We start from the raw sequence: 25,340 nt of genomic DNA, 5'->3' as shown, positions 1-25,340 counted from the left end.
CATTATTTGTTAAAGTTAGGCTCTTCTATTCTAGTGAGCCAAATTAATGAAATACCTACTAAGTAGCGCAATTATTTTATTGTGCTTAGCAACAAGCAAATTCATTATGCATCTTCTTGATGCGAGTTTCCCTGCTCCTCTACTCGCCATGGTTTTGCTGCTAACGTTACTGTTATTAGGCATAGTTAAAGAACATCAACTCGCCCCCTGTGCATCACCTATTTTGAATGTAATGCCTATTTTCTTTATTCCTGCAGGCGTCGGTTTTATAGAACATTTAGGGCTAATTAAATCACATTGGCCTTTCTTAACTGCGGTCATCTTATTGGTCCCACTCAGTAGTTTAATTTTAGTGGCAAGCCTAGTGGGCTATTTTAAAGGTAGAGCTAATAATGACTAACTTAACCACCAGCATAACCCCCAGCCTATGGTGGTTAACCGTGCCATTTATTATTATTCTCTTTATTGCGCTAAGAGCGGTTAATCTTAAGATAAACCAGAGTATTTTAAAGTCATTAACCAACCCTGTTTTTTTAAGCATTGGCATTATTGCCCTACTGTTAGTTAACCTTAAATTACCTTATTCACAATTTGCCTCACATAGTCAGTTACTAAGTTGGCTATTAGAGCCGGCCATTGTTGCTTTAGCCTTGCCGCTTTATCAGCAATTTATGCACGTACGTAAAAACTTACTATTAATTGTCGCTACTTGCAGTATAGGTATTGTTAACGCCACACTAGTGGCTTTTGTATTAAGTATTTTATTTGCTGTGCCCTCACAATTGAGCGCCTCTGTTGCGGCACTCAGTGTAACAACCCCTATCACACTGCTGGTTACTGACTCATTAGGAGGAATTAGCTCACTTGCCGCTGCCATGGTTATTTTTATTGGTTTATTGGGGGCTTTGTTTGGCTTTATATTGCTCAAATTAGTTAAGATTTATAACTTTGAGGCACAAGGAATTGCAATCGGTACCGCGTGCCATGCAATTGGTACGGCGGCAGCTATTGCCGAACACCCAAAAATAGGCGCATTTTCATCAGTGGCTATGGCACTCAGTGCATTATTAACCGCAGTGATAGTACCACTATTATATCCAATTTTAGTTAACACTTTGTTATAGTAAGCGGATAACAGTATCGCTAAAAATAGAGCCCAACATGATCAGTTCCGAAATTCAGCAATTTGAAAAGTACTACGCCCTACTTACCGAGTATTTAGTTACCTACAGTATGCAAATAGTGGGCGCTATTTTTATTCTACTCGTTGGCCTGTGGGTCGCTAAAAAGCTCGCCGAAGTTGTCGCAAACTTAATGACCCGCCACAACATTGATATCACCCTGACTAATTTTGTCAGTAATGTTGTAAAAGTACTACTGATCATTATGGTGATCATTATTGCGCTTGGTAAAATTGGCATTAGTGTAACCCCATTTGTAGCTGCAATAGGTGCCGCCTCATTAGGCGCAGGCTTAGCGTTACAAGGTATGCTTTCTAATTATGGCGCGGGGCTTGCTATTATTGCTACGCGGCCATTTGTGGTTGGCGATACCATAGAAGTAAAAGGCGTTAGTGGCCAAGTAAAAGTAATTGAGCTGGGGCACACCATATTAATTAATGAAGAAAAAGTAGAAATAACCATTCCTAACAAGCATATTGTTGGCGAAATTCTGCATAACTCATTTAATTATTCACTGGTAAAAGGTGAAATAGACATAGCCTACAGTGCCTGTAGTGATACTGCGATAAGCCTTATTGAAAACGTATTAGTTAATCACGAACTCGTAGCTAAACACCCTAATGCACAAATTGGTATAGAACGTTTTGCTGATAGCGGCGTCACCATTAGTTATCGTTATTGGGTGCCCACCACTAAAATTATTGAAACTAAACTCGCTATAAATGGCGGTGTGTATAAAGCGATTAACGATGCCAATATTGAAATTCCGTTTCCACAACGCATTGTTACGCTTAATAAAAGCGACCTAAAATAAATAAAAGCCTTAATATGATTTAAAATCATATTAAATTAATTAAGCGTGCTTACAAATAAAATAATAACGAGTCCTTATGCATCAATCACCTTTTTATTTAGGCGACTGGCAAGAAAGTATTCAAAGCAAACAACCTCTAACCAGCATATTGATTGATGTAGATCACTTTAAAAAATTCAACGACACCTATGGGCATATTAAAGGTGATAAATGCTTACAAAAAATTGCAAAAATGCTTTTGCATTGTATTCCGTCAAGAGAGTGTTTGGCTGCGAGATATGGCGGTGAGGAGTTTGCTATTATTTTACCGCGTTGCGATATAAAAAGTGCAACGATTGTTGCCAAGCATGTACAACAACAAATTAATGCGATGACATTTACAGATATAGGCCTACCACCAGAGGTTAAAGTTAGTGTGAGCCAAGGGATTGCCTGTGAGCATAATAGTCAATATCGCACCTACGAGGCGCTGTTGTGCGCCGCAGACACAGCCTTGTACCGCGCAAAAACCGAAGGTAGAAATAAAACAAGTACTGTTGTTTAAAATATTCTAACGGGCTTGTAATGCTATTATTTTATATATTACTAAACGCCACTCCATGGAACTGGCGTTTAGCTTAAAAATTAGAGTAATAACAAACTACCTAACCCTAAAAAGGTTACAAAGCCGATAATATCAGTGACTGTGGTTAAAATCACTGAACCCGACAACGCAGGGTCAATTTTCATTTTATCTAAAATAGAGGGGATCACTACGCCCGCCAACGATGCAGCCACTAAATTCAGCAGTATTGCCACGGTAATGGTTATACTAAGCATAATATCGTTAAACCATACAAAGGTTAGCAAACCAATTACTAAAGCCCACACCAAGCCATTTACCGCCCCTACTCGCAGCTCTTTTTTAAGTAATGCGTTTCGGTTTGAGTCAGTAACCTGACCCAGAGCCAGTCCTCGTACAATAACCGTTAAGGTTTGACTACCGGCAATACCGCCCATTGATGCCACTACAGGCATTAATACCGCAAGTGCCACCACTTGCTCTATAGTTGCGCCAAACAAACCGATAAACCACGAGGCTAAAAATGCTGTTGCTAAGTTTATACCTAACCAAATACCACGGTTTTTAGCACTTTTACGAACACTGGCAAATAAGTCTTCGTCTTCTCGTAAACCACCGGCCTTTGCTGCCGCTTCGTCGGCTATTTCTTGACGTAACTCATAAGCTGATGCAATGGTTAAACGCCCTATTAATTTGTTATCGACATTAACCACGGGCATGGCCATTTTCTCGCTATGAATAACCACTTCAGCGGCTTCATATAAATCATGGTCTGCGTGCAATGAGGTAAAGTCATGATTAGCTAGCGTCATTAAACTCTCGTTATCATGCGCTTTTATCAGATCATTAACCGCAACTTCACCGATTAAGCTACCTTTACGGGTCACCAAATAAATAACTTCGCTGTATTGCGGTAAGCCTTTGTGTAGCAGCTTTTTAGCGCCACCCGCAGTGAGTTTGTCTGACACCTTTAAAAAATCAAACCCAATCCAGTGACCTAATTGCTCTGGCGTATATTGCTGAGCCAGTTCGTATTGCTTAGTTTGTGCTTCATCGAGTTGTTTTTTAGCGTAATCAATAAAACGTTGTGGAATAACTTCTTCTAACTCAAGTAGCTCTTCAACATTTACTTCGTCTAATAATTTAAATCCGGCACTGTCATCTAGTGTTTGTAGTAACCATAAACAGCTATCTTCACTTAAATTAACAAAAATTTCGTGCTGCGTGTCTTCATCTAATAAATGCCAAATTTCGAGACGCTGCTCTTTAGGGATCGCCTCAAACAATAAAGATAAGTGCTCAGTTGATAAAGTTTGCTGAGCATCTATTAGTAATTTATTTTTGCGCTCAGTGGTATCACACTGCAATAAGTCATTTATGAGTTGTGGTAACTGATCAACCGGATACTCTATCATTTAAAAACCCTAAAATAGTCGTTTCACTATAAATTTACTGTAATAAGTAAGTACTTATTAATGAGATTAGCTAGGATCTGTTTGTCTTTCGAGGTTGAACACGTTTCAATCCAAAAGGTCAACAGACCCTTATAGTGTACATTAGTCGCTAATAAAAATATTAAAAAAATCGCTGTGCTGTTAAATATTTATAGATGTAGCAGGCTATAAACTATTGCGCTTTAGCTAAAAATAAAGCAAAAAAAAAAAAAGCCGTAACTAAATAAGTCACGGCTTCTAAAAGCAATTAATAGCTAAATGTTATTTATATTTTAAACTGACCGACTAAATCACCTAAGTTTTGACCTCGTCCCGCTAAGTGCTGACTTACCGAAGAGGTCGTTTTACTCGATTGCGTTAATTCATTCACAATTTCTTGAATTGCATAAACGTTACGGTTTATCTCTTCTGTAACGCTACTTTGCTCAGTAGCTGCGGTGGCAATTTGTGTACTCATATCGTTAATTGTTGTTACCGATGTAGTAACCGCACCTAAACTTTCAGATATAGCGCGTGAAGACTCTACAGAGCGGTTACAGCTTTGTTGACTCGCTTGCATGGCTCCTACAGCCGCAGTAACTAAGTTATGTAATTCGCTAAGCATTTCATTAATTTCTAATGTGCTATCTTGGGTTCTGCTCGCTAAACTTCTAACTTCATCAGCCACCACCGCAAACCCACGACCTTGCTCACCTGCGCGTGCCGCTTCAATTGCCGCATTTAATGCCAGTAAGTTAGTTTGCTCAGCAATACCCCCAATGACACTCAATACGCTATTAATCTTTTTAGATTGTTCACTTAACGAGTTAACCTGCTCTGCGGCTTGGTTAATTTCGCCCATTAAGTTTGAAACTTCACTCAATGAAACATCCACACAATCTTGCGCATTAGCCACTTCTTTTGTTGCCGCCTGCGTTGATACCGCAACTTGTGTGGTATTTTGCGCAACTTCATGTGAGGTTGCTGACATTTCGGTAATCGCCGTTGCCACTAAATCGGTTTCATGGTTATGCTTTAATAACTTGTCTTCTATCAGTAATGTTTGCGTATTAATATCTGAGGAGGCTGTTTTAACGTCACTTGTTACATCAACCACGCCGGCAATAATACTGTGTAGCTTGCTCACAAATACATTGAAAGATTCACCTAACTGACCAATTTCATCATGGGTATCTATTTCTAAGCGTCGGGTTAAATCCCCCTCCCCTTTAGCAATATCATCTAAGCTTTGCACCATACGTTTGATCGGTTTTAGCATATTGTTAGAAGCATACAACGCACCGGCTGCAGCTAAACCAAGAAGCAGAAGTGATATTAAAACCAAAGTGGTCATTTTTTCGCTTAAATGGCGCTCCATAGTTGCTTGATACTTTACCAGCTCAGCTTCAATATCATCCATATAAGTGCCAGTTCCAATCATCCAATTAGTACCTGGGATCATGGCAGCATAGCCAATTTTTTCGACTAAGCCTGTGGTATTGGGCTTTTGAAAATGATAAGTAAACGAGCCACCGCCCTTACGCGCTTGTTCAAGTAGGCCAACCACTATTTTTTTACCGTTTGGGTCGGTCATCCCTATTTTATTTTGACCTTCTATTGCATCACCCAGTAATGCATGAAAAACACTAATACCATCGGTATCATAAATAAAGTAGTAACCATCTTCGCCAAAAGTTAAATCTCGCAACGCATTTTTTGCGTCTTGTTCATTACCTTGTGCTAATTGGTATTGCACTATTTGAGAACCAATTTCTATTTCTGTTTTTAATAGAGTCTGTTTATCAGCAATTAATTTAGTTTTGAACTCATTAAAGTTTTGCTGTTGATTCTGCTTCTCTAAAAAATAAGAGCCCGCCATAAAACTGATTAGTAATCCTATCAATGGTAAAACAGCCAACAATAGCAATTTGTTTTTTAAGCTTAAATTACCCATTATTTCTCCAATTAACATTATAAGCCATTAAGCTTTTTATTTTGCAGCCGCTTAGCAGCTAAGTTTCCATTGTTTATATTACTGACAACAGCGCCACACTTGTATACAAATTAAGCACAAACAGAGTTAATTCGCAATTTAATATACTCGTATGCTAGTAAAGCACACTAGAAACAACTTTTTAACTAGGCAATAGTATAAATATAGTAATAAACAACTTATTTAGTTCCTTGTTTTAAATCCCTACTAGAACACAATTTGTTAAACTTACTCAAAGCTAAATTAACCTTACTAACGCTATCTTAGCGTAAATTAAAATTAAACATTGGCCATCACACAAAGGTCTTGCTTTCTGAGTTAAAACACAAATAATGAAGCAACTAACCACTGGGTAAGAATGAGGAAAATGAGTTATATACTAACCACCCAATGCGCAGACGATATAGGCTTAATCGCCAAAATTACCGGACTGTGCAATCAGCATAATTTAAATATTATTCGTAACAACGAATTTGTTGATAAAGATGCACAACGCTTTTTTATGCGCACAGAGCTTACAGGCGAACCACATGCTGAGTTTTTGTCACAACTTAGTGACGTATTACCAGCTGGCGCAAAAGTGGCACTGCACGGTGAAGAAAAAACCAAAGTGGTACTATTAGCCACAAAAGAAGCTCATTGCTTGGGCGGCATGTTATTAAAGCAATTTGAACAAGCTCTAAACATAGAGATACTCGCCGTTATAGCTAACTACCCTACTCTAGAGCCTCTAGTGAAAGGGTTTAATATTCCTTTTCATGTGGTTTCTCATGAAGGACTTACGCGCAGTGAGCACGACGAAAAAGTCGGTGACTTAATTGCCAGCTATAACCCTGACATTATTGGCCTAGCTAAATACATGCGTATTTTAAGCCCTGAATTTGTGGGTCGTTTTGAGGGTAAAATCATTAATATTCATCACTCATTTTTACCTGCTTTTATTGGTGCAAAACCGTATCACCAAGCATTTGAACGTGGTGTGAAAATTATTGGTGCCACGGCTCACTTTGTTAATAATGAGCTAGACGAAGGCCCGATTATTTTACAAGACGTATCGAGTGTGACTCATGCGAATACAGCTGAGATGATGGCTAAAATGGGTAAAGATGTAGAGAAAACGGTGTTTTGTAAAGCACTGCAACTAGCATCAGAGCATAAGCTGTTTATTAATGGCAATAAAACCGTCGTATTTTCATAATTAGCTTTATATAACTATTAAAAATGCCAGCTAACAAGCTGGCATTTGTTTATCCAATATAACTAAACCTGAACATTGATTAAGAGACTTTATTAAAACAAAGTAAATTTACGTATCAGCTGTTTTCTATTGCAAGTAAATTCAACCTAATAGAACCGAAAATAGAGCCTTTTTTTAGATTTATATCATTACTTTCCTCGACCTTTACTATCAACTTCCACGGCCAAAATATGCAATTTTCCTCTTGGCAAAACCATTCACTTTATGGATTAGCTGAAATACCAGGTTATTTACTATACTCCCTTTTAAGCAATAACAACTTTTAAGAGATTTAACTTATCATATTCAAGTAACCTTAAGCTGAACAATATTATTGATATATAATCAGAAATTAAGCAATAATGTATGCATTATTTTAGCTATGCTGATATTCCCTTTTTAGGGTTACTATTTATAAGGAGCATTTGATGGCTTTTGATTACGGATCAATCGATCTTGGACTAAAAAACCCTTTCAAACTGGAAGGTAAAGTAAAAGCAATAAGAGGGCTTATTGAATCTGTTGTTGGCATCAGCTTGCTTGTTATCGCATCTAGCTCTGTAAAAGAAGATGCAACAGCAGGTTGGATCTTAATGATATTTGGCATGTTAATACTCGCCCTAGGAATTCGGACTTTATCAGGTGGTATTTATGCAACGCTTAAGTACTTCGTAGGTAGAAACCACCCGACATCGTTGGCGTTTAATTTTAGTAAGTCACAAACCTCAACTGCACAAGAAGAAAAAAACGAGGTAGCCTACACTGCGCAAACATTAGAAGAAATGCTTGTTGGTCGCAAAAACAGTACTTTTAAAGAACCGAATGGCTTTTTATCGCGTTTGCTACATAGTTTAGTACCAAAACTATTATTTTTACCCTACCCAATACGTAATGTTGCCCAACGTTTATTTGGCTCATGGATAAGCACACTGGTTGCTCTTATCGCTTACGCATTGGTCGCCTTTGTGTCACTGTCTGGTTTTACCGGTGAAGCTGGCGAACTAGCTTTTCCAATATATAGTGCCATATTAATGTTTTATGTGCTATTTTCTTGGCGCTCTTCTGGCAAACCTATTTCACGTAATGCAGAGAAAAATATTGAAGCCTTAGGTACTGGTGCTCTTGCTAAAATCATTTCTTTATCCTTTATATTGCCCATTGCTATAGGCCTGTCTATGTCGTGGATAATGCAGGAACAGCGCATAAGCAAACAACAAATAGACAATTGGCTTGAGCAATTACCCAACCTTAACGCGGGCCTCTATTTAACTGCCATTATTATTTTAGCTGCATTTAGTTGTGCACTTGTTTTTGTGATGATTAAAGCGCGTTTAAACGAAGTGACACCAAGCGCTGAAGTATCAGAACTACGTGAAAATTGGCAAGAGTCTGTTCATCCAGATGAAATTTTTATAAATCTTGATAACTTAGTAATGGCTAATCGCCGTTATAAAGAAGTACCTAATAGGGTTTATCGTGAGCTAGATCCTAAACTACAAGAGCAAATTGAAGGAAAAGGCGGGTTTAAAGGCGAAATGATTCAAGAGATTCAGCCTAAACTACACACAATGGATTTAGGTAAGCACTTTAACCTTTCTCGTTTAGTTGCGTTAATTAGTGGTAACTTACTCTACATTGTAGCGCTTACCTTTACTGTGTTGCTTGCTTACTCTTTTATTAATATTTACCACTATATTGACGCTGCTAATATAAATAGTATTGAACAAGCCTTTAATAATAAAAATATTATTGAGTTTAGCGAGCTGTTAATGGCAAGTGTTCATTTATTGCTTATCGGCATATTAGTTAAAGCATTTGCTCAGCTGCTGAGCAATAGTGCCCATTTATTTTTTGCTGAAATGCAATTTGAATCTTTACTCGTGTACTTCAAGTGCGAGGGTACATTTACTGAGTCAAAAATATCAACGGGCACCGGTATTCATGATAGCACACGCTCGGAAAATACCTTGGTACGTAGCAGCATAACGCCTTGGGTGATTGTTTCGCGCATTGTTTCTACAACCTTTGCAGCTACAGGCATGAAAAACCTCGAGCATCCTCGACATATTATGGAAATGCATAAAGATGAAGGTCAATTACAAGCAATCAAAAAAGATGTAATTGCATTTTTGAAAGATCGAGAATCAATTGCCTCTATCACTAGCGAACGCGATTTAGGCAATGCATCTCAACTGCACCAGTTAAACCAGCAAACACGGGCTATGCCTATGCAGCCAGCTTTAACCAAAGATGATGAGGAAGCCGCTGGTTTTTTACGTCAGGAAGACGATTTAGCGTCCGAGCCAAAAACCTAGCTTATCTATATGCCACCTTATTACTAGGTGGCATCTTTCCACACTAAATCCCCCTCTCTACACATTGATGTAAATGTAATTCCCCCCTGCAAGCGCATCAAAGACAGGGAGGGGATGAGGAAAATAAGTAATACACTAACCAATTAATACGCAGACGATATAGGCTTAGCCAAAATTACCAAACTCTGTAATCAGCATAATTTAGATATTATTAGGCCTTGTTGATAAAGATGCACAACGCTTTGTATGAGAGCAGAACTCACAGGCTAATCTCGCAGCGATTTTTATCATAACTTTGCGAAGGGTTTCCTGCTAACGTCAAAGAGGCACTGCACGGCGAAGAAAAAACCAAAGTTGTATTATTCACTCCAAAAGAAGCCTTTGTTTAGGCGGCATGTTATTAAACCAATTTTGTAATACTCTAGCTGTTTATTAATGGCAATAAAACCGTCGTATTTTCATAATTAGCTTTATATAGCTATTAAAAATGCCAGCTAATAAGCTGGCATTTTTATAAGTAAATAATTAACCTTACTTAACTAGGGTGTGTAATACGTTGGTGCTCCAGGGCCTACTGGCATACCTAAAACAAATACCCATAAGTAAAACAGTACCACCCAGCCAACAAAGAAGATTAAGCTGTATGGCAACATAGTGGCTACCAAAGTACCTATTCCCATGTCTTTTTTGTATTTAGTGGCAACCGCAAGGATTAAACCAAAGTAACTCATCATCGGGGTAATTAAGTTAGTTACTGAATCACCAATACGATAAGCCGCTTGAATTGTTTCTGGTGCATAACCAATTAACATCAGCATAGGAACAAAAATAGGGGCTGTTACTGCCCACTGCGCTGACGATGAGCCTAGCGTTAAGTTCACTAAAGCACACATCAAAATAAACAGTACAAATACTTCCGGCCCAGTTAAGCTAAGAGCTTGTAGTAACGCGGCACCGTTAATCGCTAAAATTGTGCCTAAGTTAGTCCATTTAAAAAATGCCACAAACTGCGCAGCAAAAAACACTAATACAATGTACATGCCCATAGAGCTCATACTTTTGCTCATGGCATTGATCACGTCTTTATCATTTTTCATGGTGCCAACCACTCGACCATACACAAAACCCGGAATACCAAAGGTAACAAAAATAAAAACAACAATCCCTTTTAAAAACGGCGAGTGAGCAACTAGACCTGTTTCAGGGTTACGTAAAATACCGTCTGCGGGTACAATCGTCCAAGCGAGCAACAACGAAACAACAAGTAATGAAACTCCAGCCCATTTCAAACCTGACTTTTCTTTGGCAGTTAAACCGGCAATATTATTTTGAGCTAAATCTTCACTGGCTTCATCTGGGTTATATTTACCTAAACGTGGCTCAACAATTTTCTCAGTAACAAGCGTACCTAAAACAGCAATTAGCAATACTGAAATCATCATAAAATACCAGTTCGCTTCAGCGCCTACTTGGTAAGTTGGGTCAATCATTTGTGCTGCAGGCGTCGTAATACCCGCTAATAACGGATCGATAGTACCCAGTAATAAGTTAGCACTATAGCCACCCGATACACCAGCAAACGCTGCAGCAAGGCCTGCAAGCGGATGACGACCTAAACTATGAAATATCATTGCCGCTAGGGGGATCAATACTACATAACCCAGCTCAGATGCTGTGTTTGATAAAATAGCAGCGAATACCACCATAAAGGTAACTAAGCGTTTAGATGCACCCATAACCATGCCACGCATTGCCGCAGACAATAATCCTGAATGCTCGGCAACACTTACACCTAATAGCGCTACTAGCACCGTACCCAGTGGCGCAAAGCTGGTAAAGTTAGTTACCAATCCCGTTACAATACGCTGTAAGCCCTCGGCACTGAGTAAGCTAACTACTTCAATTACACCATCTGGATCGCGCCCAGCAGAGCCCTCAGGGCGAGGATCGATAGCACTAAGTCCAAACCAATCAGCAACGCCACTAAATAAAATAATGGCAATACAAAACAGCGCGAATAAGGTAATTGGATGGGGAAGCATATTCCCTAAAAATTCTACCGTGGCTAAAAATCGATTAAACCAACCGCCCTTTGCGGCCTGATTTTCATCTTGGGATGTGTGTGGTGAGTCCATTGAGTCTGACATACCATGCTCTCTTAATTACAAAATGCCCGTAACCTAGCATTATTTTCTGAGCAGGTCATGTAATAAAGATGAATGACTTGTTATCCCATGGTAATTAACTGATGGGTTTGTTGTGATGGGGTTACAAAAAAGAGGCTCTCGCCTCTTATTTAGTCTGCTTAAGCTTGCTCTATGGGTTCTAGTTGTAGTTTTGCAGCAATTAAAACAGCTTGAGTTCGATTATAAACACCGAGTTTTCTAAATATGGCAGTGATGTGAGCTTTGACTGTGGCTTCTGAAATGTGAAGTTCGTACGCAATTTGTTTATTCAGTAAACCTTCGTGCAAATATTGTAATACGCGGTATTGCTGTGGAGTGAGTGATGCCACTTGTGCAGCAATTTCTCTATCTGCGCCTTCTATTTCAGCCACTTTACTTTTTAGTTCGGTTGGCAGCCAAGTATCGCCCTCGAGTATTTGGTTAATTGCGTTGGCAATATCGTCAGATGATGATGACTTAGGAATAAACCCCATTGCCCCATAACCCATAACTTTCGAAACAATATTTACATCTTCACTACCCGAAACCACCGCAATAGGTAAGCTTGGGTAATCTTCACGTATACGGATCAAGCCGTATAAGTCACCGTTACCTGGCATGTGTAAATCTAGTAGTAATATATCAAGATCTTCTTGTTCGCTTAACACCTTCAATGTACTATCAAAATCCGCTGATTCAAATACTTCTAAACCTGCAAACTTTACACTCAAAGCGCCCTTTAGTGCTTCACGAAATAACGGATGATCGTCCGCTATTAAAAACTGACTCATTGTTCACTCCCAAAAATTCGGCTGCTATCCAACAGACAACAGCCGATATACTACGTTTAGAATCAACTTCTAATCAAGCTTTTAACGCGAAATTAACGATTTAATCGATTTTCTACTAGCTCATCAACCACTGACGGATCCGCAAGTGTTGAGGTATCACCAAGCTGTTGGTGCTCATTTGCCGCGATTTTACGTAAAATACGACGCATAATTTTGCCAGAACGTGTTTTTGGTAAACCTGGCGACCACTGAATCATATCTGGTGATGCTATTGGGCTTAGTTCTTTACGTACCCAATTACGGATCTCTTTTGTTAGCTCATCACTCACCGTTACACCCTCGTTAGGAGTTATGTAAACGTAAATACCCTGGCCTTTAATATCATGCGGGTAGCCTACTACTGCCGCTTCAGCTACAGCTTCATGAGCAACTAACGCGCTTTCAATTTCCGCAGTACCTAAACGGTGCCCAGATACATTAAGTACGTCATCAACGCGTCCTGTGATCCAATAATCACCGTCTTCATCACGACGACAACCGTCACCAGTAAAGTACACACCAGGATAAGCGCTAAAGTAGGTTTGTTCAAAGCGCTCGTGATCGCCATACACAGTTCGTGCTTGTGAAGGCCAGCTATCTAAAATAACTAGGTTTCCTTCAACAGCGCCCTCTAATGTATTACCTCCAGCATCAAATAATGCCGGTGCAATACCAAAGAATGGGCGAGTTGCAGAGCCAGGTTTCATATCGGTTGCACCTGGTAATGGCGCAATCATGATGCCACCGGTTTCGGTTTGCCACCACGTATCTACAATTGGGCAGTTAGATTTACCAATTTTCTCAAAGTACCAAGTCCACGCTTCTGGATTGATTGGCTCACCCACAGAACCTAAAATGCGCAAGCTATCGCGATGTGAGCTGGCAATCGGCTCTTCGCCTTTGGCCATCAATGCACGAATGGCAGTAGGTGCTGTGTATAAAATTGTCACGTTATGTTTATCAACCACTTCACCCATACGACCTGCTGTTGGGTAAGTCGGTACGCCTTCAAATACGACTTGCGTACACCCATTAACGAGCGGCCCGTAAGCAATATAACTATGACCTGTGATCCAGCCAACGTCAGCACTACACCAAAAAATATCATCGTCTTTTAAATCAAAAATGTATTCGTGGGTCATAGATGAATAGACTAAATAGCCACCGGTGGTATGTACCACACCTTTAGGCTGACCTGTAGAACCCGATGTATACAGAATAAACAGCGGGTCTTCAGCATTCATGTGTTCAGGTTCGCACTCTGGCGCTTGATCTGCAACTAAGTCATGCCACCAAATATCATGGTCGTGCCAATCAACATCGCCTGATGTTAGTTTATGTACCACTACATGTTCAACAGTGGTGACTGAATCTTGTAATACGGCTTCATCTACATTGGCTTTGAGCGGCACACAGTTACCTGCACGTCGGCCTTCATCTGACGTGATCACCACTTTAGCGCCCGAGTCGTTAATACGATCCGCAATAGCTGACGGTGAAAAACCACCAAAAATAACTGAATGAATTGCGCCTATACGGGCACAAGCTTGCATTGCGTATATAGCTTGCGGGCTCATTGGCATATAAATGGCTACACGGTCACCTTTTTTAACACCTAATTTTTTTAAACCATTGGCAAACTTTGCCACTTCATCATGTAGCTGTTGATAGGTGATATTTTCGCTTTGTGAAGGATCATCACCTTCCCAAATTAATGCTACTTTATCCGCTTTTGTTTTTAAGTGACGATCAATACAGTTATAAGAGGCATTAAGGTAGCCATCTTCATACCATTTAATATTGATATGGCCTTTGTCAAATGAAGTGTTTTTTACTTTTGAATATGGAGTAAACCAGTCAAGACGCTTACCGTGCTCAGCCCAAAAACCTTCAGGGTCCTCAATAGACTGTTTATACATCGTATTATATTTTTCATTATCGACGAACGCTGCGTTTTTAATATGCGCAGGAACTGGATAGATACTTTGTGACATATTAGTCTCCAATTTATATTACTTGCCTTAGGCTTTTCATCAAGGATTACTCAGCAGTGCACTATTAAATATTAGACATTAGTTGTATCTGAGTTCAAACAACGATTATCTTATCTACAACCCTTATGGCTACACTCTATTTACATAAAAAACATACTATTAAATAAAAGTATATGAACACTCAATAATTATTAAACCTTAGTCTAATAGACTAATGGTTGATTGAGTAAATTGTGTACATATACAACAGTAGTTTAAATATTTAAAAACTTTGATTGTTTATTAATAATTCGTATTTACTAACAAATTAGATTAAAGATAATTAAATTCAATCTGTTAGTACTATATAAGTAACACACATTAATACATATCATAAGCAAACAACATACAACAAGTAGCCTATAAAAGGACGCAACAATGAAATTTACTCCAATTAAAACACTGGCAGCCAGTGCTGTATTATGTGCTTTAACAAGCACGGCTTATGCCGCAACAGCTGCAAAAATAGGTGATACCGAATTCACCTACGGTGGATACATTAAACTCGACGCAATGTGGAGTGACTACTCAGCAGGTGCGCCTGCAGGCACCAGTGTTGGCCGTGACTTTTATGTACCAAGTACATTAACCGTTGGCAGCGATAATAACTCAGATGCTGTATTTGATATGCACGCGCGTGAATCTCGCTTTAACTTTGGTACGTCTACACTTTTAGATAATGGCAAAACGGTTAAAACTAAAATAGAACTAGACTTTTTAGCTTCAGCCCCAGGCGGTAACGAGCGTGTGTCCAATTCATATTCTCCGCGTATTCGCCATGCATTTATCTCATATGATGGCTGGTTATTTGGTCAAACATGGTCAAACTTTCAAAACGTCGGTGCATTACCAGAAGCGCTTGATTTTGTTGGCCCAGCTGAGGGCACTGTATTTGTGCGCCAAACTCAAGTTAAATACACTACGGGCGCATGGTCATTCTCGTTAGAGAACCCAGAGAGCACTATTACAACAGCTGCCGGTGGCATGGCCGTGACTGATGATGCCTCATTACCTGACTTTACCGCACGCTACACCCATAATGCTGATTGGGGTAACTTTGTAGTAACAGCCCTTGCTCGTCAACTGACCTACAAAGTAGCCGGTGTTGATGCCGATGAAACCTCATTTGGTGTTAGTGCATCGGGTATGGTGAAGCTTGGTGAAGACAATCTAAAATTTATGCTTACCCAAGGTAAAGGGCTAGGTCGTTATGTTGGTCTAAACGTAGCTCATGGTGCGGTTCTCAATGGTGATGACCTAGATGCGATTGATTCAACCTCTGGCTTTGTAGCGTATCAGCATAAATGGAATAGCCAATGGCGTTCAACTTTCTTATATTCATTTTTCAGTGCTGATAACAACACTGACTTACTCGCCCTTACAGGCGATCCAACTAAATCAAGCCAAAGCTACAGTGCTAACATTTTATACTCACCAGTTAAACGCTTAACTTTTGGTGCTGAGTTTAAGCATGCCGAGCGCGAGCTTGAAAGTGGCGTAGATGGCGATCTAGATCGTTTACAATTTTCTGTAAAGTATGCGTTTTAATTTCCTAACCAATTAAAATACTGATTTACTTCCTGAGCGGCTTCGGCCGCTTTTTTTGTTTTTAACCAGAACTCAAGTTAACCAAACCCATGCGCTTTACTTAAAAAATATCAAAGACGTGTAAAACACCCATTAAACGCAATTGCAAATCACTCTCATTTAGATTAAATTACTTCCACATTTAATCTTATGGGAAACATAATGCTGCACAAACAAAAAGGCTTTGTATTTAAACTAAGTCTACTTACTTCACTGGTTTTATCTGGATATGCTGTTGCAAACGACACGCAAGACGACCTACCTTTAGAAAAAATTGCTGTTTATGGGCAACATCATAAAAACTATATTACTGAAGAAGCGCAGTCTGCGACTAAGCTAGGCTTAACAATTAAAGAAACTCCGCAATCAATTTCTGTTGTTTCACGCGCGTTGATGGATGATTTTTCACTTGATGATATTAATGCGGTATTAGAAAGCACCCCAGGCGTAACAGTAGAGCAAATAGAAACCGATCGTACTTACTTTAAAGCCCGTGGGTTTGACATAACCAACTTTTTGATTGATGGCTTAGGGACACCGCAAAATTCCGGTTCAATTCAAGGTACACTAGATACTGCAATTTATGATCGCGTTGAAATTGTACGTGGTGCCAATGGCATGATGACTGGTGCAGGTAACCCATCTGCGACTATTAATATGGTGCTAAAAAAACCAACCTACACAACGCAAGCTAATGCATCGGCTTCTTATGGTTCGTGGAATAACAAACGTGTAGATATTGATGTTTCCACACCGATTAACGATGAACACGCTGTTCGTGCTGTATTTACTAAGCAAGATAAAGAGTCGTACCTAGATCGTTACGAAACCGATAAGACCATTGCCTACCTTGCCTATGAGGGTAAGCTAACTGACGATACACTACTAAGCATTAACTATGTAAACCAGCAAAAAGATGCCGATAGCCCTCTATGGGGCGCGTTACCGCTTTATTACACTGATGGTTCACCAACTGATTATGATGAGTCAACTAGTACAGCTGCAGATTGGTCGTATTGGGATAATAGCGCTGAACGTATCTATGTAACACTTGAGCAAAACTTATCAGCGACTTGGGTTGCTAAAGCCCGTTATGCCCATATAAAAAATGAACAAAATTCTGAGTTATTTTATGTATATGGCACCCCAGATAAAGAAACTGGTTTAGGTTTAACCGGCTATGCGAGTCGTTATGATTACAAAGACACACAAGATTTGTTTGATTTATATGCCAGCGGAAAGTTTGAGCTATTTTCTTTAGAGCACGACTTATCATTCGGTATTAGCCAAGCAAACATGGACTTTAATGACCAATCGCTTTATGACTACAGCACAGGAAATGGTTTCCCTGCGATGCCTGATTTAGCGACTTGGGATGGGATAGCACCAGAAGCAACACTGGTTGATAAACCTAACGGCAGTGATGTACAAAATACACAAAGATCGGCCTATGTTTCAACTCGTATAAAACTAGCAGAACCATTAAGCATTTTGGCTGGCGTACGCTATACCGACTGGGAAACTAAAGGTACTGCTTATAGTGTAGTGCAAACCCGCGATGACTCAGAGGTTATTCCTTACATTGGTACTGTGTACGATTTTACCGAGTCATTATCAGCTTACGCTAGCTACACAGAAACGTTTGTGCCACAAAAAGAATTAGACATTAACGCTGAACAACTGGCTCCTGTTATTGGTAAAAGTGCTGAAGTTGGTTTAAAAGCACAACTTTTAGATGAACAAGTATTTGTAACACTGGCCTATTTTGATGCTAAGCAAGATGGACTTGCTGTTGCACTTCCGGGCTCCCTTCCAAGCGATACGCGTTATTACGCTGCAGATGGTATTAACAGTGATGGTTTCGAAATTGAATTAAGCGGTCGCTTAACTGATGATTTAAGTGCCAGCATCAGCTTTAGTAATTTAAGTATTGATGGTGATGAACTCGTTAAAGATTACACCCCAGAAAACCAATTAAAAATGGCAGCCACTTATCAAGTGCCATTTATTGATGGTTTAACCTTAGGTGCTAATTACCGCTGGCAAGATTCTATTAGCCGTGTGCAAGTAAAAGATCCAGCAGGCAACGCATTGGCAACTACAAAACAAGATGCTTATGGCTTATTAGATTTAATGGCCACCTACGAAATTACTCAAAACGTCGGTGTTACCTTTAATGTTAATAACAGTACTGATGAAAAGTACATAAACAGCCTTTATTGGGAGCAAGGTTACTACGGGGCACCGCGTAACTACTCATTGTCAGTTAACTGGCAGCTATAAAGCTAACTAGGCTTTAAGTCACTTTATAGCAAACAATAAAAAAGCGCTAACCTAATGGTTAGCGCTTTTTTTTAAGCTCGGGTCAAATCAAGCTTTAAAACAAATGGGCTTAAAGGTCGCCTTCATCACCTAATACGTCTTCGCCATCTTCTGGCTCAACCGTTGTTTTTAGCAATAGCATTTCACGTAATTTACCTTCTATTTCATCTGCAATTTCAGGGTTTTCTTTAAGGAACTTAATTGAATTAGACTTACCTTGGCCAACTTTGTTGCCATTATAACTGTACCAAGCACCTGCTTTTTCAACAATTTTATGCTTAACACCTAAATCAATCAGCTCCCCCTGCTTAGAAATACCTTCACCATACATAATGATAAATTCAGCTTGTTTAAACGGCGGTGCCACTTTGTTCTTCACAACTTTAACACGCGTTTCATTACCAACAACCTCGTCGCCTTCTTTTACCGAACCAATACGACGAATATCAATACGTACAGAGGCGTAAAATTTCAGGGCATTACCACCAGTTGTTGTTTCAGGGTTACCAAACATTACACCAATTTTCATACGGATTTGGTTAATGAAAATACATAGCGTGTTTGAGCGCTTAATGTTACCTGTAAGCTTACGTAATGCTTGTGACATTAAACGTGCTTGTAAGCCCATGTGTGAATCACCCATGTCGCCTTCAATCTCAGCTTTTGGTGTTAATGCAGCAACCGAATCGACAATCACTACATCAACCGCGCTTGAGCGCACTAACATGTCACAAATTTCCAGTGCTTGTTCACCCGTATCTGGTTGAGATACCAGTAACTCATCAATGTTAACGCCTAGTTTTTGTGCATAAACCGGATCAAGAGCATGCTCAGCATCAACAAAGGCACAGGTTTTACCTTCTTTTTGAGCTTGCGCGATAACTTGTAATGTTAGCGTTGTTTTACCTGATGACTCTGGGCCATATACTTCAACAATACGCCCCATTGGCAAGCCGCCTATACCTAAAGCAATATCAATACCTAGCGAGCCTGTTGATACAGCGTCAATGTTTAACGCCTTATTGTCACCCAATTTCATGATTGAGCCTTTACCAAATTGACGTTCAATTTGTGATAAAGCTGCGTCCAATGCCTTTTGTTTGTTATCGTTCATTTTACTCTCCAAATCCAGCTAATGCAGACAAGTATACTGTATGAAATCACAGTATCAAGCTAATTTTATTATTTTATCTTCTCTATTATAGTTTTTAAAGAAAATACAATAACTTGCAGCCTAACTTGTGCCCTATCTCCATCAAATACTTGCTCAAACGCCCAGTGTTTACCGTTAATTTGTAGGCCAAACCACACAAGCCCTACCGGTTTGCCCTCAGTGGCACCACCGGGACCTGCAATTCCTGAAATAGCAATGCCAATATCAGCATTAGCCGCCTTACATGCGCCTGCTGCCATCTCAATGACTGTTTGTTCGCTCACCGCGCCAAATTCCTCTAGGGTATCACGCTTCACATTGAGTAATTCATGCTTGGCGTTATTGCTATAAGTGACAAATGCACGGTCAATATATGCTGAGCTGCCTGGGGTATCGGTAAGCGAATAACTCACTCCACCACCAGTACATGATTCAGCGGTAGTGATCCATAAGCGTTTATCCGTTAAAATAGCGCCTAATTGCGCAGCAAGTGTCTTAATCTCTTGATGTAATTCCATATTCAGCCTTTGGGTAAATACATGTCGTTTGATCTTTATGCACCGCACACTATAAAACAACAAACCCCTATGATGCAGCAGTATCTAAAAATAAAATCAGAGCATCGCGATATTTTATTGTTTTATCGGATGGGGGATTTTTACGAACTCTTTTTTGACGACGCAAAACGCGCCGCGCAATTGCTTGATATTTCACAAACACATCGTGGCAAAGCCGGCGGCGATCCTATTCCTATGGCGGGCGTGCCTTATCATGCAGTAGAAAACTATTTAGCCCGCTTAGTACAAATGGGCGAGTCGGTGGCTATTTGTGAACAAGTGGGCGACCCAGCCACCAGCAAAGGTCCTGTTGAGCGCAAGGTAGTCCGTATTGTCACCCCGGGTACTATTTCTGACGAAGCCTTACTGCAAGAACGCCAAGACAACCTTTTAACCAGTGTTTGGCAAAATAAAAAAGGCCAATACGGTGTTGCGTATCTTGATATCAACTCTGGGCGCTTCAACATTGTTGAAGTTAGTACCGATGAAGCATTTAGCTCAACGCTACAACGCTTAGCGCCTGCTGAATTACTATATAGTGAACACTTTGAAAACACTCATTTAATTGAACATATTAAGGGAGCGCGTCGTCGCCCTGATTGGGAGTTTGACCTTGATACCGCGCAACACTTACTATGCGAGCAGTTTGGCACCAAAGATTTAGTCGGTTTTGGGGTCGACAAAGCACATAGCGCCTTGGTGGCAGCAGGCTGTTTAATGCAGTACGTAAAAGATACCCAACGTATTGCATTACCGCACATTCGTGCAATTACCCTTGAGCATAATGAACACGCAGTAATTTTGGATGCGCCAACTCGCAAAAACCTTGAACTTACCGTTAATCTATCAGGTGGCTTTGAAAATACCCTTGCCCAAGTGCTTGATAAAACAGCAACAGCGATGGGCTCGCGATTACTTAAGCGTCGTATTCATACCCCTATTCGTAATAAAGACGAGTTAAACTCTCGTCTAAATGCCATTAGTGCTATTTTAGATGTGCAATTATGCAGTGAGCTGCATGACGCGCTCAAAGAGATTGGTGATATAGAACGTGTAATTGCTCGCTTGGCATTACACACGGCTCGCCCACGCGATTTAACAAGGCTTCGTAGTGCGCTTCAAGCATTAGCACCGCTGCATAGCTTATTAAACGATGCCACAGATGCGCGTATTTCTCATATTATAGCCCACTCTAAAGAGCTTCCTGAGCTTCAAGCATTACTTGAACGTGCAGTGATTGATAACCCACCGGTGTTAATTCGTGATGGCGGTGTTATTGCGCCAGGATATAACAGCGAACTTGATGAGTGGCGTAATTTAAGCCAAGGTGCCACCGATGTGCTTGAACAGCTAGAGCAGCGCGAACGTGAACGTACAGGTATTAGTACACTTAAGATTGGTTATAACCGAGTGCATGGCTTTTTTATTGAAGTGAGCCGCGCCAACTCGCACTTAGTGCCTGCAGATTACATTCGTCGTCAAACATTAAAAAATAACGAGCGCTATATAATCCCAGAACTAAAAGAACACGAAGACAAAGTTCTCGGCAGTCAATCAAAAGCGCTGGCCCTTGAAAAACAATTATACGAACAGTTATTTGAGTTTATTGCTCCGCATATTGAGCAACTACAAATAATGGCCTCGGTCATTGCCGATTTAGATGTACTGAACAATTTAGCAGAGCGTGCCCAAACACTTAATTATGCCAAACCTGAGCTTTGCGATAACGATAATATCAGCATTAAACAAGGCCGCCACCCTGTGGTAGAGCAGGTAATGAAAGACCCGTTTATTGCCAACCCTGTGGAACTCAATAACCAGCGTAAAATGTTGATTATTACCGGCCCTAACATGGGCGGTAAATCAACCTACATGCGCCAAACTGCCCTTATTGTGCTTATGGCACATATTGGCTGTTACGTTCCTGCCGATAGCGCTAAAATTGGTAATATAGATAGAATATTTACCCGTATTGGCGCCAGTGACGACTTAGCATCTGGGCGTTCAACCTTCATGGTTGAAATGACCGAAACCGCGGCAATTTTAAATAATGCCACTGCACAATCATTGGTATTAATGGATGAAATAGGCCGAGGAACCAGTACTTACGATGGTTTATCACTGGCGTACGCTACGGCTGATCACCTCGCTTCAAAAATCGCGGCTAAAACTTTGTTCGCAACCCATTACTTTGAACTCACTGAGCTTGCAGAACAAACGCCTGGGCTGGTTAATGTGCACCTAGATGCCATTGAACACAACGATACCATTGCCTTTATGCACACGGTATTAGATGGTGCCGCAAGTAAAAGTTTTGGTTTGCAAGTAGCGGCACTGGCCGGGGTGCCTAAAGCAGTTATTGCCCAAGCTAAACAAAAGCTAAGCTTGCTTGAAAACCATCAAAGTGTCACCACAGTCACTACAGAGCAACAGGTTTTACCGTTTGATAGTGAACCGCAAATAATTCAGCCTAGTGAGCTTGAGCAACAAATGAGCGCAATAGACCCTGATAACCTATCACCGCGTCAGGCGCATGAACTGCTTTATAAATTAAAAGCACTGCTTTATACGTAAATAGCCCGGCTTAAAAAGCCGGGCTGTATTCATTTTTCTGTGTGTTTAGATTAAGCGAACTGTTCAAATAAGCTTTTGGTACTTAAGCCTTCTTGTTGCAAAATATCTTTTAACCGACGTAGCGCCTCAACCTGTATTTGGCGAACTCGCTCACGGGTTAAGCCTATTTCACGGCCAACATCTTCAAGGGTTGAGGGTTCATAGCCTAGTAAACCAAACCGACGTGCCAGTACTTCGCGTTGCTTAGGGTTTAACTCACCTAACCAGTCAATAATATGCGTATTCATATCGTTGTTTTGTACTTCACCTTCAGGGCCTACATTTTTTTCATCGGCTATCACATCTAATAATGCACTGTCATTCTCGCTACCAATGGGCATATCTACAGAGGCTATTTTTTCATTTAGGCGTAGCATTTTAGTAACGTCTTCGACCGGTCTATCTAAGCTTTCTGCAATTTCTTCTGCGGTAGGCTCATGATCAAGCTTTTGCGTTAGCTCACGTGCTGTACGTAAATAAACGTTAAGCTCTTTAACAACATGAATAGGCAAACGAATAGTACGCGTTTGATTCATTATCGCCCGCTCAATGGTTTGACGTATCCACCATGTAGCATAAGTAGAAAATCGAAAACCACGTTCAGGATCAAACTTTTCAACCGCTCTAATGAGTCCTAAGTTACCTTCTTCAATTAAATCGAGTAGAGCAAGCCCACGATTGTTATACCTGCGCGCAATTTTCACAACCAAGCGTAAGTTACTTTCAATCATGCGTTTACGGGAAGCTTCACAACCTTTAAGCGATTTTCGTGCAAAAAAGACTTCTTCTTCGGCACTTAATAGAGGGGAAAAACCAATTTCGCCTAGGTATAACTGAGTGGCGTCGAGGTTTTTAGTGACTTCTTCTTTAACAAATACGTCTTCATCTTCCACGTCATCAAGTAGTTGCGTTGGATCTTCAACTTTTGAATCGTCAAACTTATCATCAGTGGGGGTTTTCTCAGCTTTTGCTACATCAGCCATAAGACTTCTCCTGAGCAAGCTATCAATAACTTTATGATTAAGGTCTGTAGTCGTTTTATTAGCTTTTGCTGTATTAGCCATGAGCCTTCTCCAGAACAATCAATCAACACCTTTAGTTCAGGGTAGGTATTTAGCAGGGTTAACAGCTTTTCCTCGATAACGAATTTCAAAACGAAGTGCCGTTACTGAAGACTCTGAATTACCAATTTCTGCTATTTTTTGTCCCGCCTTCACTATTTGCTTTTCTTTAACAAGTAACTTTGAGTTATGTGCATAAGCACTTAGGTAATCATCATTATGTTTCAATATAATTAAATTACCGTAACCTCTTAGTGCACTACCCGCATAGACTACCGTTCCTTGAGCAGCGGCGAATACTGCCGACCCCTTTTTATTAGCAATCTGTAGGCCTTTATAACCATTTTCCTTGTTAGAAAAGCGTTGGATTATTTTACCTTTAGCAGGCCAAAACCAACTCAACTTTCTGTTTGCAGAACCTTGAGACTTGCTAATTTTTTGGTTAGCTTGTTTTTGAACATACCTTCGTTTTTTCGGCTTATCAAGCTCTTTCTTTGATTTTTTGTTACTTTTTTGTAAATTAGATGACTTTTTAGCTGGGTGTTTTTGATTCGTTTTTGCTGTAACTCTTGGCTTGCTTGGTTCTAAAAGAGAAACAACCTGACCAGGAACAATAATGTAAGGTGATGCAATTGAATTGTTTTTTGCAAGCTCCCTGAAATCTTTTCCGGCACTAAAAGCAATCGAGTAAAGTGTATCGCCTTTTTGTACTGTGTATTTTCCGCCGTTAATATTAATCCGTGAGGGATAGTCATTAATATTATTATTTAAACTGCTTACCGGTGCGGGAACATGGCGAGACGAGCATGCACAGAGAAAAACACTAATAAATAAAGCAACATAACAGCGTATTTGTTTATTCAATGCGTTTTGCCCTCTGCGTTAATAACATTAATATATAGTACTTAACGTAATAAAATGTACGCAACAACAATTAAAGCAACCACAGCCCAGCCAAGCACTTCAATATATTGACGTAATTTTTGCTCCATTTTAACTCCGCCCCATTTCATTAAAGCAGATACTAAAAAGAAACGCGCCCCTCGTCCAACCGCCGATGCAACAATAAAGGGTAAAAACGCCATTTGTAATACCCCTGCACCAATAGTAAATACCTTATAAGGAATAGGCGAAAACCCGGCTAAAAATACCACCCATACGCCATAATCTTTAAACCATGCAAGTGCCGTATTAAATTTATCTTGCCATTGCATTTGTGCAATAAAAGGCTCTACAACAGGTTCAAATAACCAAAACCCTAGTAGATAACCTAGCACGCCGCCAAGCACAGAAGCTACGGTAGCAAAGCTTGCAAATCGCCATGCTTTACTCGGTTGTGCCAGCGACATAGGCGCTAACATTACATCGGGTGGCACCGGAAAAAAAACCGATTCGGCAAAGCTCATCCCTGCTAAATAACGTTCTGCATGGCGATGCTTAGCCCACACTAAGGCCATATCATATAACTTGGTAAACAACTTCAA

18 protein-coding genes and 1 pseudogene are annotated in these 25,340 nt (G+C 40.1%); 9 read left to right on the top strand and 10 right to left on the bottom strand.

The window, feature by feature from the left end:
- The first annotated feature begins 46 nt into the window (after positions 1 to 46).
- The 4 genes and pseudogenes from MTN96_RS24565 to MTN96_RS24550 all read left to right on the top strand — a co-directional run.
- A complete protein-coding gene (locus MTN96_RS24565; RefSeq protein WP_013465649.1) occupies positions 47 to 400 on the top strand; it encodes a CidA/LrgA family protein in 354 nt (117 codons plus the stop codon).
- Complete coding sequence (locus MTN96_RS24560) at positions 393 to 1,124, top strand: LrgB family protein (RefSeq protein WP_033102807.1); 732 nt, start codon at positions 393 to 395, stop codon at positions 1,122 to 1,124. Before MTN96_RS24565 ends, MTN96_RS24560 begins: the two co-directional genes overlap by 8 nt.
- Positions 1,125 to 1,161: 37 nt before the next feature.
- Positions 1,162 to 1,995: a mechanosensitive ion channel family protein gene (locus MTN96_RS24555; RefSeq protein ID WP_016899673.1), complete on the top strand. Its 834-nt coding sequence runs from the start codon at positions 1,162 to 1,164 to the stop codon at positions 1,993 to 1,995.
- Between the two features lie 106 nt (positions 1,996 to 2,101).
- Positions 2,102 to 2,539: pseudogene (locus MTN96_RS24550) on the top strand (GGDEF domain-containing protein); the annotation flags it as partial.
- Positions 2,540 to 2,619: 80 nt separating this feature from the next.
- Here the strand turns inward: MTN96_RS24550 and MTN96_RS24545 are convergent.
- On the bottom strand, positions 2,620 to 3,972 hold the full coding sequence (locus tag MTN96_RS24545) for a magnesium transporter (protein ID WP_069440026.1): 1,353 nt from the start codon (positions 3,970 to 3,972) through the stop codon (positions 2,620 to 2,622).
- Between the two features lie 304 nt (positions 3,973 to 4,276).
- Positions 4,277 to 5,944, bottom strand: coding sequence for a methyl-accepting chemotaxis protein (locus tag MTN96_RS24540; protein WP_069440027.1), 1,668 nt, complete (start codon positions 5,942 to 5,944; stop codon positions 4,277 to 4,279).
- A gap of 406 nt (positions 5,945 to 6,350) precedes the next feature.
- Between MTN96_RS24540 and purU the strand changes: the two genes are divergently transcribed.
- Together purU and MTN96_RS24530 are read left to right on the top strand one after the other, a co-directional pair.
- Positions 6,351 to 7,181, top strand: a complete 831-nt coding sequence (gene purU, locus MTN96_RS24535) for a formyltetrahydrofolate deformylase (RefSeq protein ID WP_069440028.1) — start codon at positions 6,351 to 6,353, stop codon at positions 7,179 to 7,181.
- Positions 7,182 to 7,648: 467 nt separating this feature from the next.
- Positions 7,649 to 9,535, top strand: coding sequence for a hypothetical protein (locus MTN96_RS24530; RefSeq protein WP_069440029.1), 1,887 nt, complete (start codon positions 7,649 to 7,651; stop codon positions 9,533 to 9,535).
- A gap of 539 nt (positions 9,536 to 10,074) precedes the next feature.
- Here MTN96_RS24530 and MTN96_RS24525 read toward each other — a convergent pair.
- From MTN96_RS24525 to acs, 3 genes are all read right to left on the bottom strand, one after another.
- The gene (locus tag MTN96_RS24525; RefSeq protein WP_008111547.1) at positions 10,075 to 11,682 is read right to left on the bottom strand and encodes an AbgT family transporter; all 1,608 of its coding nucleotides are present in this window, start codon (positions 11,680 to 11,682) and stop codon (positions 10,075 to 10,077) included.
- 158 nt (positions 11,683 to 11,840) lie between these two features.
- Positions 11,841 to 12,491 (bottom strand): response regulator transcription factor, encoded by a 651-nt coding sequence (locus tag MTN96_RS24520; protein WP_036981612.1) that lies wholly within the window; start codon positions 12,489 to 12,491, stop codon positions 11,841 to 11,843.
- Between the two features lie 92 nt (positions 12,492 to 12,583).
- Positions 12,584 to 14,524 carry an acetate--CoA ligase gene (gene acs / locus MTN96_RS24515; protein ID WP_036981610.1) on the bottom strand — a complete coding sequence of 647 codons (1,941 nt, stop codon included), beginning with the start codon at positions 14,522 to 14,524 and terminating at the stop codon, positions 12,584 to 12,586.
- Between the two features lie 417 nt (positions 14,525 to 14,941).
- Here acs and MTN96_RS24510 point away from each other — a divergent pair, with 417 nt between their 5' ends.
- Together MTN96_RS24510 and MTN96_RS24505 are read left to right on the top strand one after the other, a co-directional pair.
- Positions 14,942 to 16,111 carry a DcaP family trimeric outer membrane transporter gene (locus MTN96_RS24510; RefSeq protein WP_069440030.1) on the top strand — a complete coding sequence of 390 codons (1,170 nt, stop codon included), beginning with the start codon at positions 14,942 to 14,944 and terminating at the stop codon, positions 16,109 to 16,111.
- Between the two features lie 189 nt (positions 16,112 to 16,300).
- On the top strand, positions 16,301 to 18,433 hold the full coding sequence (locus tag MTN96_RS24505) for a TonB-dependent siderophore receptor (protein ID WP_139129365.1): 2,133 nt from the start codon (positions 16,301 to 16,303) through the stop codon (positions 18,431 to 18,433).
- Between the two features lie 109 nt (positions 18,434 to 18,542).
- Here MTN96_RS24505 and recA read toward each other — a convergent pair whose 3' ends face one another.
- Both recA and MTN96_RS24495 read right to left on the bottom strand, forming a co-directional pair.
- Positions 18,543 to 19,586 carry a recombinase RecA gene (gene recA / locus MTN96_RS24500; RefSeq protein WP_036981604.1) on the bottom strand — a complete coding sequence of 348 codons (1,044 nt, stop codon included), beginning with the start codon at positions 19,584 to 19,586 and terminating at the stop codon, positions 18,543 to 18,545.
- Positions 19,587 to 19,654: 68 nt separating this feature from the next.
- Positions 19,655 to 20,143, bottom strand: coding sequence for a CinA family protein (locus tag MTN96_RS24495; protein WP_248532961.1), 489 nt, complete (start codon positions 20,141 to 20,143; stop codon positions 19,655 to 19,657).
- Between the two features lie 21 nt (positions 20,144 to 20,164).
- Between MTN96_RS24495 and mutS the strand changes: the two genes are divergently transcribed.
- Positions 20,165 to 22,756 carry a DNA mismatch repair protein MutS gene (gene mutS / locus MTN96_RS24490; RefSeq protein ID WP_036981599.1) on the top strand — a complete coding sequence of 864 codons (2,592 nt, stop codon included), beginning with the start codon at positions 20,165 to 20,167 and terminating at the stop codon, positions 22,754 to 22,756.
- A gap of 50 nt (positions 22,757 to 22,806) precedes the next feature.
- On the opposite strand, the gene rpoS is transcribed toward mutS, so the two are convergent.
- From rpoS to MTN96_RS24475, 3 genes are all read right to left on the bottom strand, one after another.
- Positions 22,807 to 23,778 carry an RNA polymerase sigma factor RpoS gene (rpoS, locus tag MTN96_RS24485; RefSeq protein ID WP_008110338.1) on the bottom strand — a complete coding sequence of 324 codons (972 nt, stop codon included), beginning with the start codon at positions 23,776 to 23,778 and terminating at the stop codon, positions 22,807 to 22,809.
- Between the two features lie 117 nt (positions 23,779 to 23,895).
- On the bottom strand, positions 23,896 to 24,720 hold the full coding sequence (locus MTN96_RS24480; protein WP_214552496.1) for a peptidoglycan DD-metalloendopeptidase family protein: 825 nt from the start codon (positions 24,718 to 24,720) through the stop codon (positions 23,896 to 23,898).
- Positions 24,721 to 24,761: 41 nt separating this feature from the next.
- Positions 24,762 to 25,340 carry a YqaA family protein gene (locus tag MTN96_RS24475; RefSeq protein WP_008110336.1) on the bottom strand — a complete coding sequence of 193 codons (579 nt, stop codon included), beginning with the start codon at positions 25,338 to 25,340 and terminating at the stop codon, positions 24,762 to 24,764.

This window comes from Pseudoalteromonas sp. 2CM28B, assembly GCF_023161935.1.
This window is presented reverse-complemented; position numbering and strand designations above follow the sequence as displayed.

What these genes read in the sequence shown, in the direction of transcription:
- MTN96_RS24540 (WP_069440027.1), bottom strand. Translation starts at nt 5,944, where the DNA reads ATGGGTAATTTAAGCTTAAAAAACAAATTGCTATTGTTGGCTGTTTTA.
- MTN96_RS24510 (WP_069440030.1), top strand. Translation starts at nt 14,942, where the DNA reads ATGAAATTTACTCCAATTAAAACACTGGCAGCCAGTGCTGTATTATGT.
- MTN96_RS24525 (WP_008111547.1), bottom strand. Translation starts at nt 11,682, where the DNA reads ATGTCAGACTCAATGGACTCACCACACACATCCCAAGATGAAAATCAG.
- MTN96_RS24505 (WP_139129365.1), top strand. Translation starts at nt 16,301, where the DNA reads ATGGGAAACATAATGCTGCACAAACAAAAAGGCTTTGTATTTAAACTA.
- acs (WP_036981610.1), bottom strand. Translation starts at nt 14,524, where the DNA reads ATGTCACAAAGTATCTATCCAGTTCCTGCGCATATTAAAAACGCAGCG.
- MTN96_RS24560 (WP_033102807.1), top strand. Translation starts at nt 393, where the DNA reads ATGACTAACTTAACCACCAGCATAACCCCCAGCCTATGGTGGTTAACC.
- MTN96_RS24495 (WP_248532961.1), bottom strand. Translation starts at nt 20,143, where the DNA reads ATGGAATTACATCAAGAGATTAAGACACTTGCTGCGCAATTAGGCGCT.
- MTN96_RS24555 (WP_016899673.1), top strand. Translation starts at nt 1,162, where the DNA reads ATGATCAGTTCCGAAATTCAGCAATTTGAAAAGTACTACGCCCTACTT.
- MTN96_RS24565 (WP_013465649.1), top strand. Translation starts at nt 47, where the DNA reads ATGAAATACCTACTAAGTAGCGCAATTATTTTATTGTGCTTAGCAACA.
- recA (WP_036981604.1), bottom strand. Translation starts at nt 19,586, where the DNA reads ATGAACGATAACAAACAAAAGGCATTGGACGCAGCTTTATCACAAATT.
- MTN96_RS24530 (WP_069440029.1), top strand. Translation starts at nt 7,649, where the DNA reads ATGGCTTTTGATTACGGATCAATCGATCTTGGACTAAAAAACCCTTTC.
- rpoS (WP_008110338.1), bottom strand. Translation starts at nt 23,778, where the DNA reads ATGGCTGATGTAGCAAAAGCTGAGAAAACCCCCACTGATGATAAGTTT.
- MTN96_RS24520 (WP_036981612.1), bottom strand. Translation starts at nt 12,491, where the DNA reads ATGAGTCAGTTTTTAATAGCGGACGATCATCCGTTATTTCGTGAAGCA.
- MTN96_RS24545 (WP_069440026.1), bottom strand. Translation starts at nt 3,972, where the DNA reads ATGATAGAGTATCCGGTTGATCAGTTACCACAACTCATAAATGACTTA.
- mutS (WP_036981599.1), top strand. Translation starts at nt 20,165, where the DNA reads ATGTCGTTTGATCTTTATGCACCGCACACTATAAAACAACAAACCCCT.
- purU (WP_069440028.1), top strand. Translation starts at nt 6,351, where the DNA reads ATGAGTTATATACTAACCACCCAATGCGCAGACGATATAGGCTTAATC.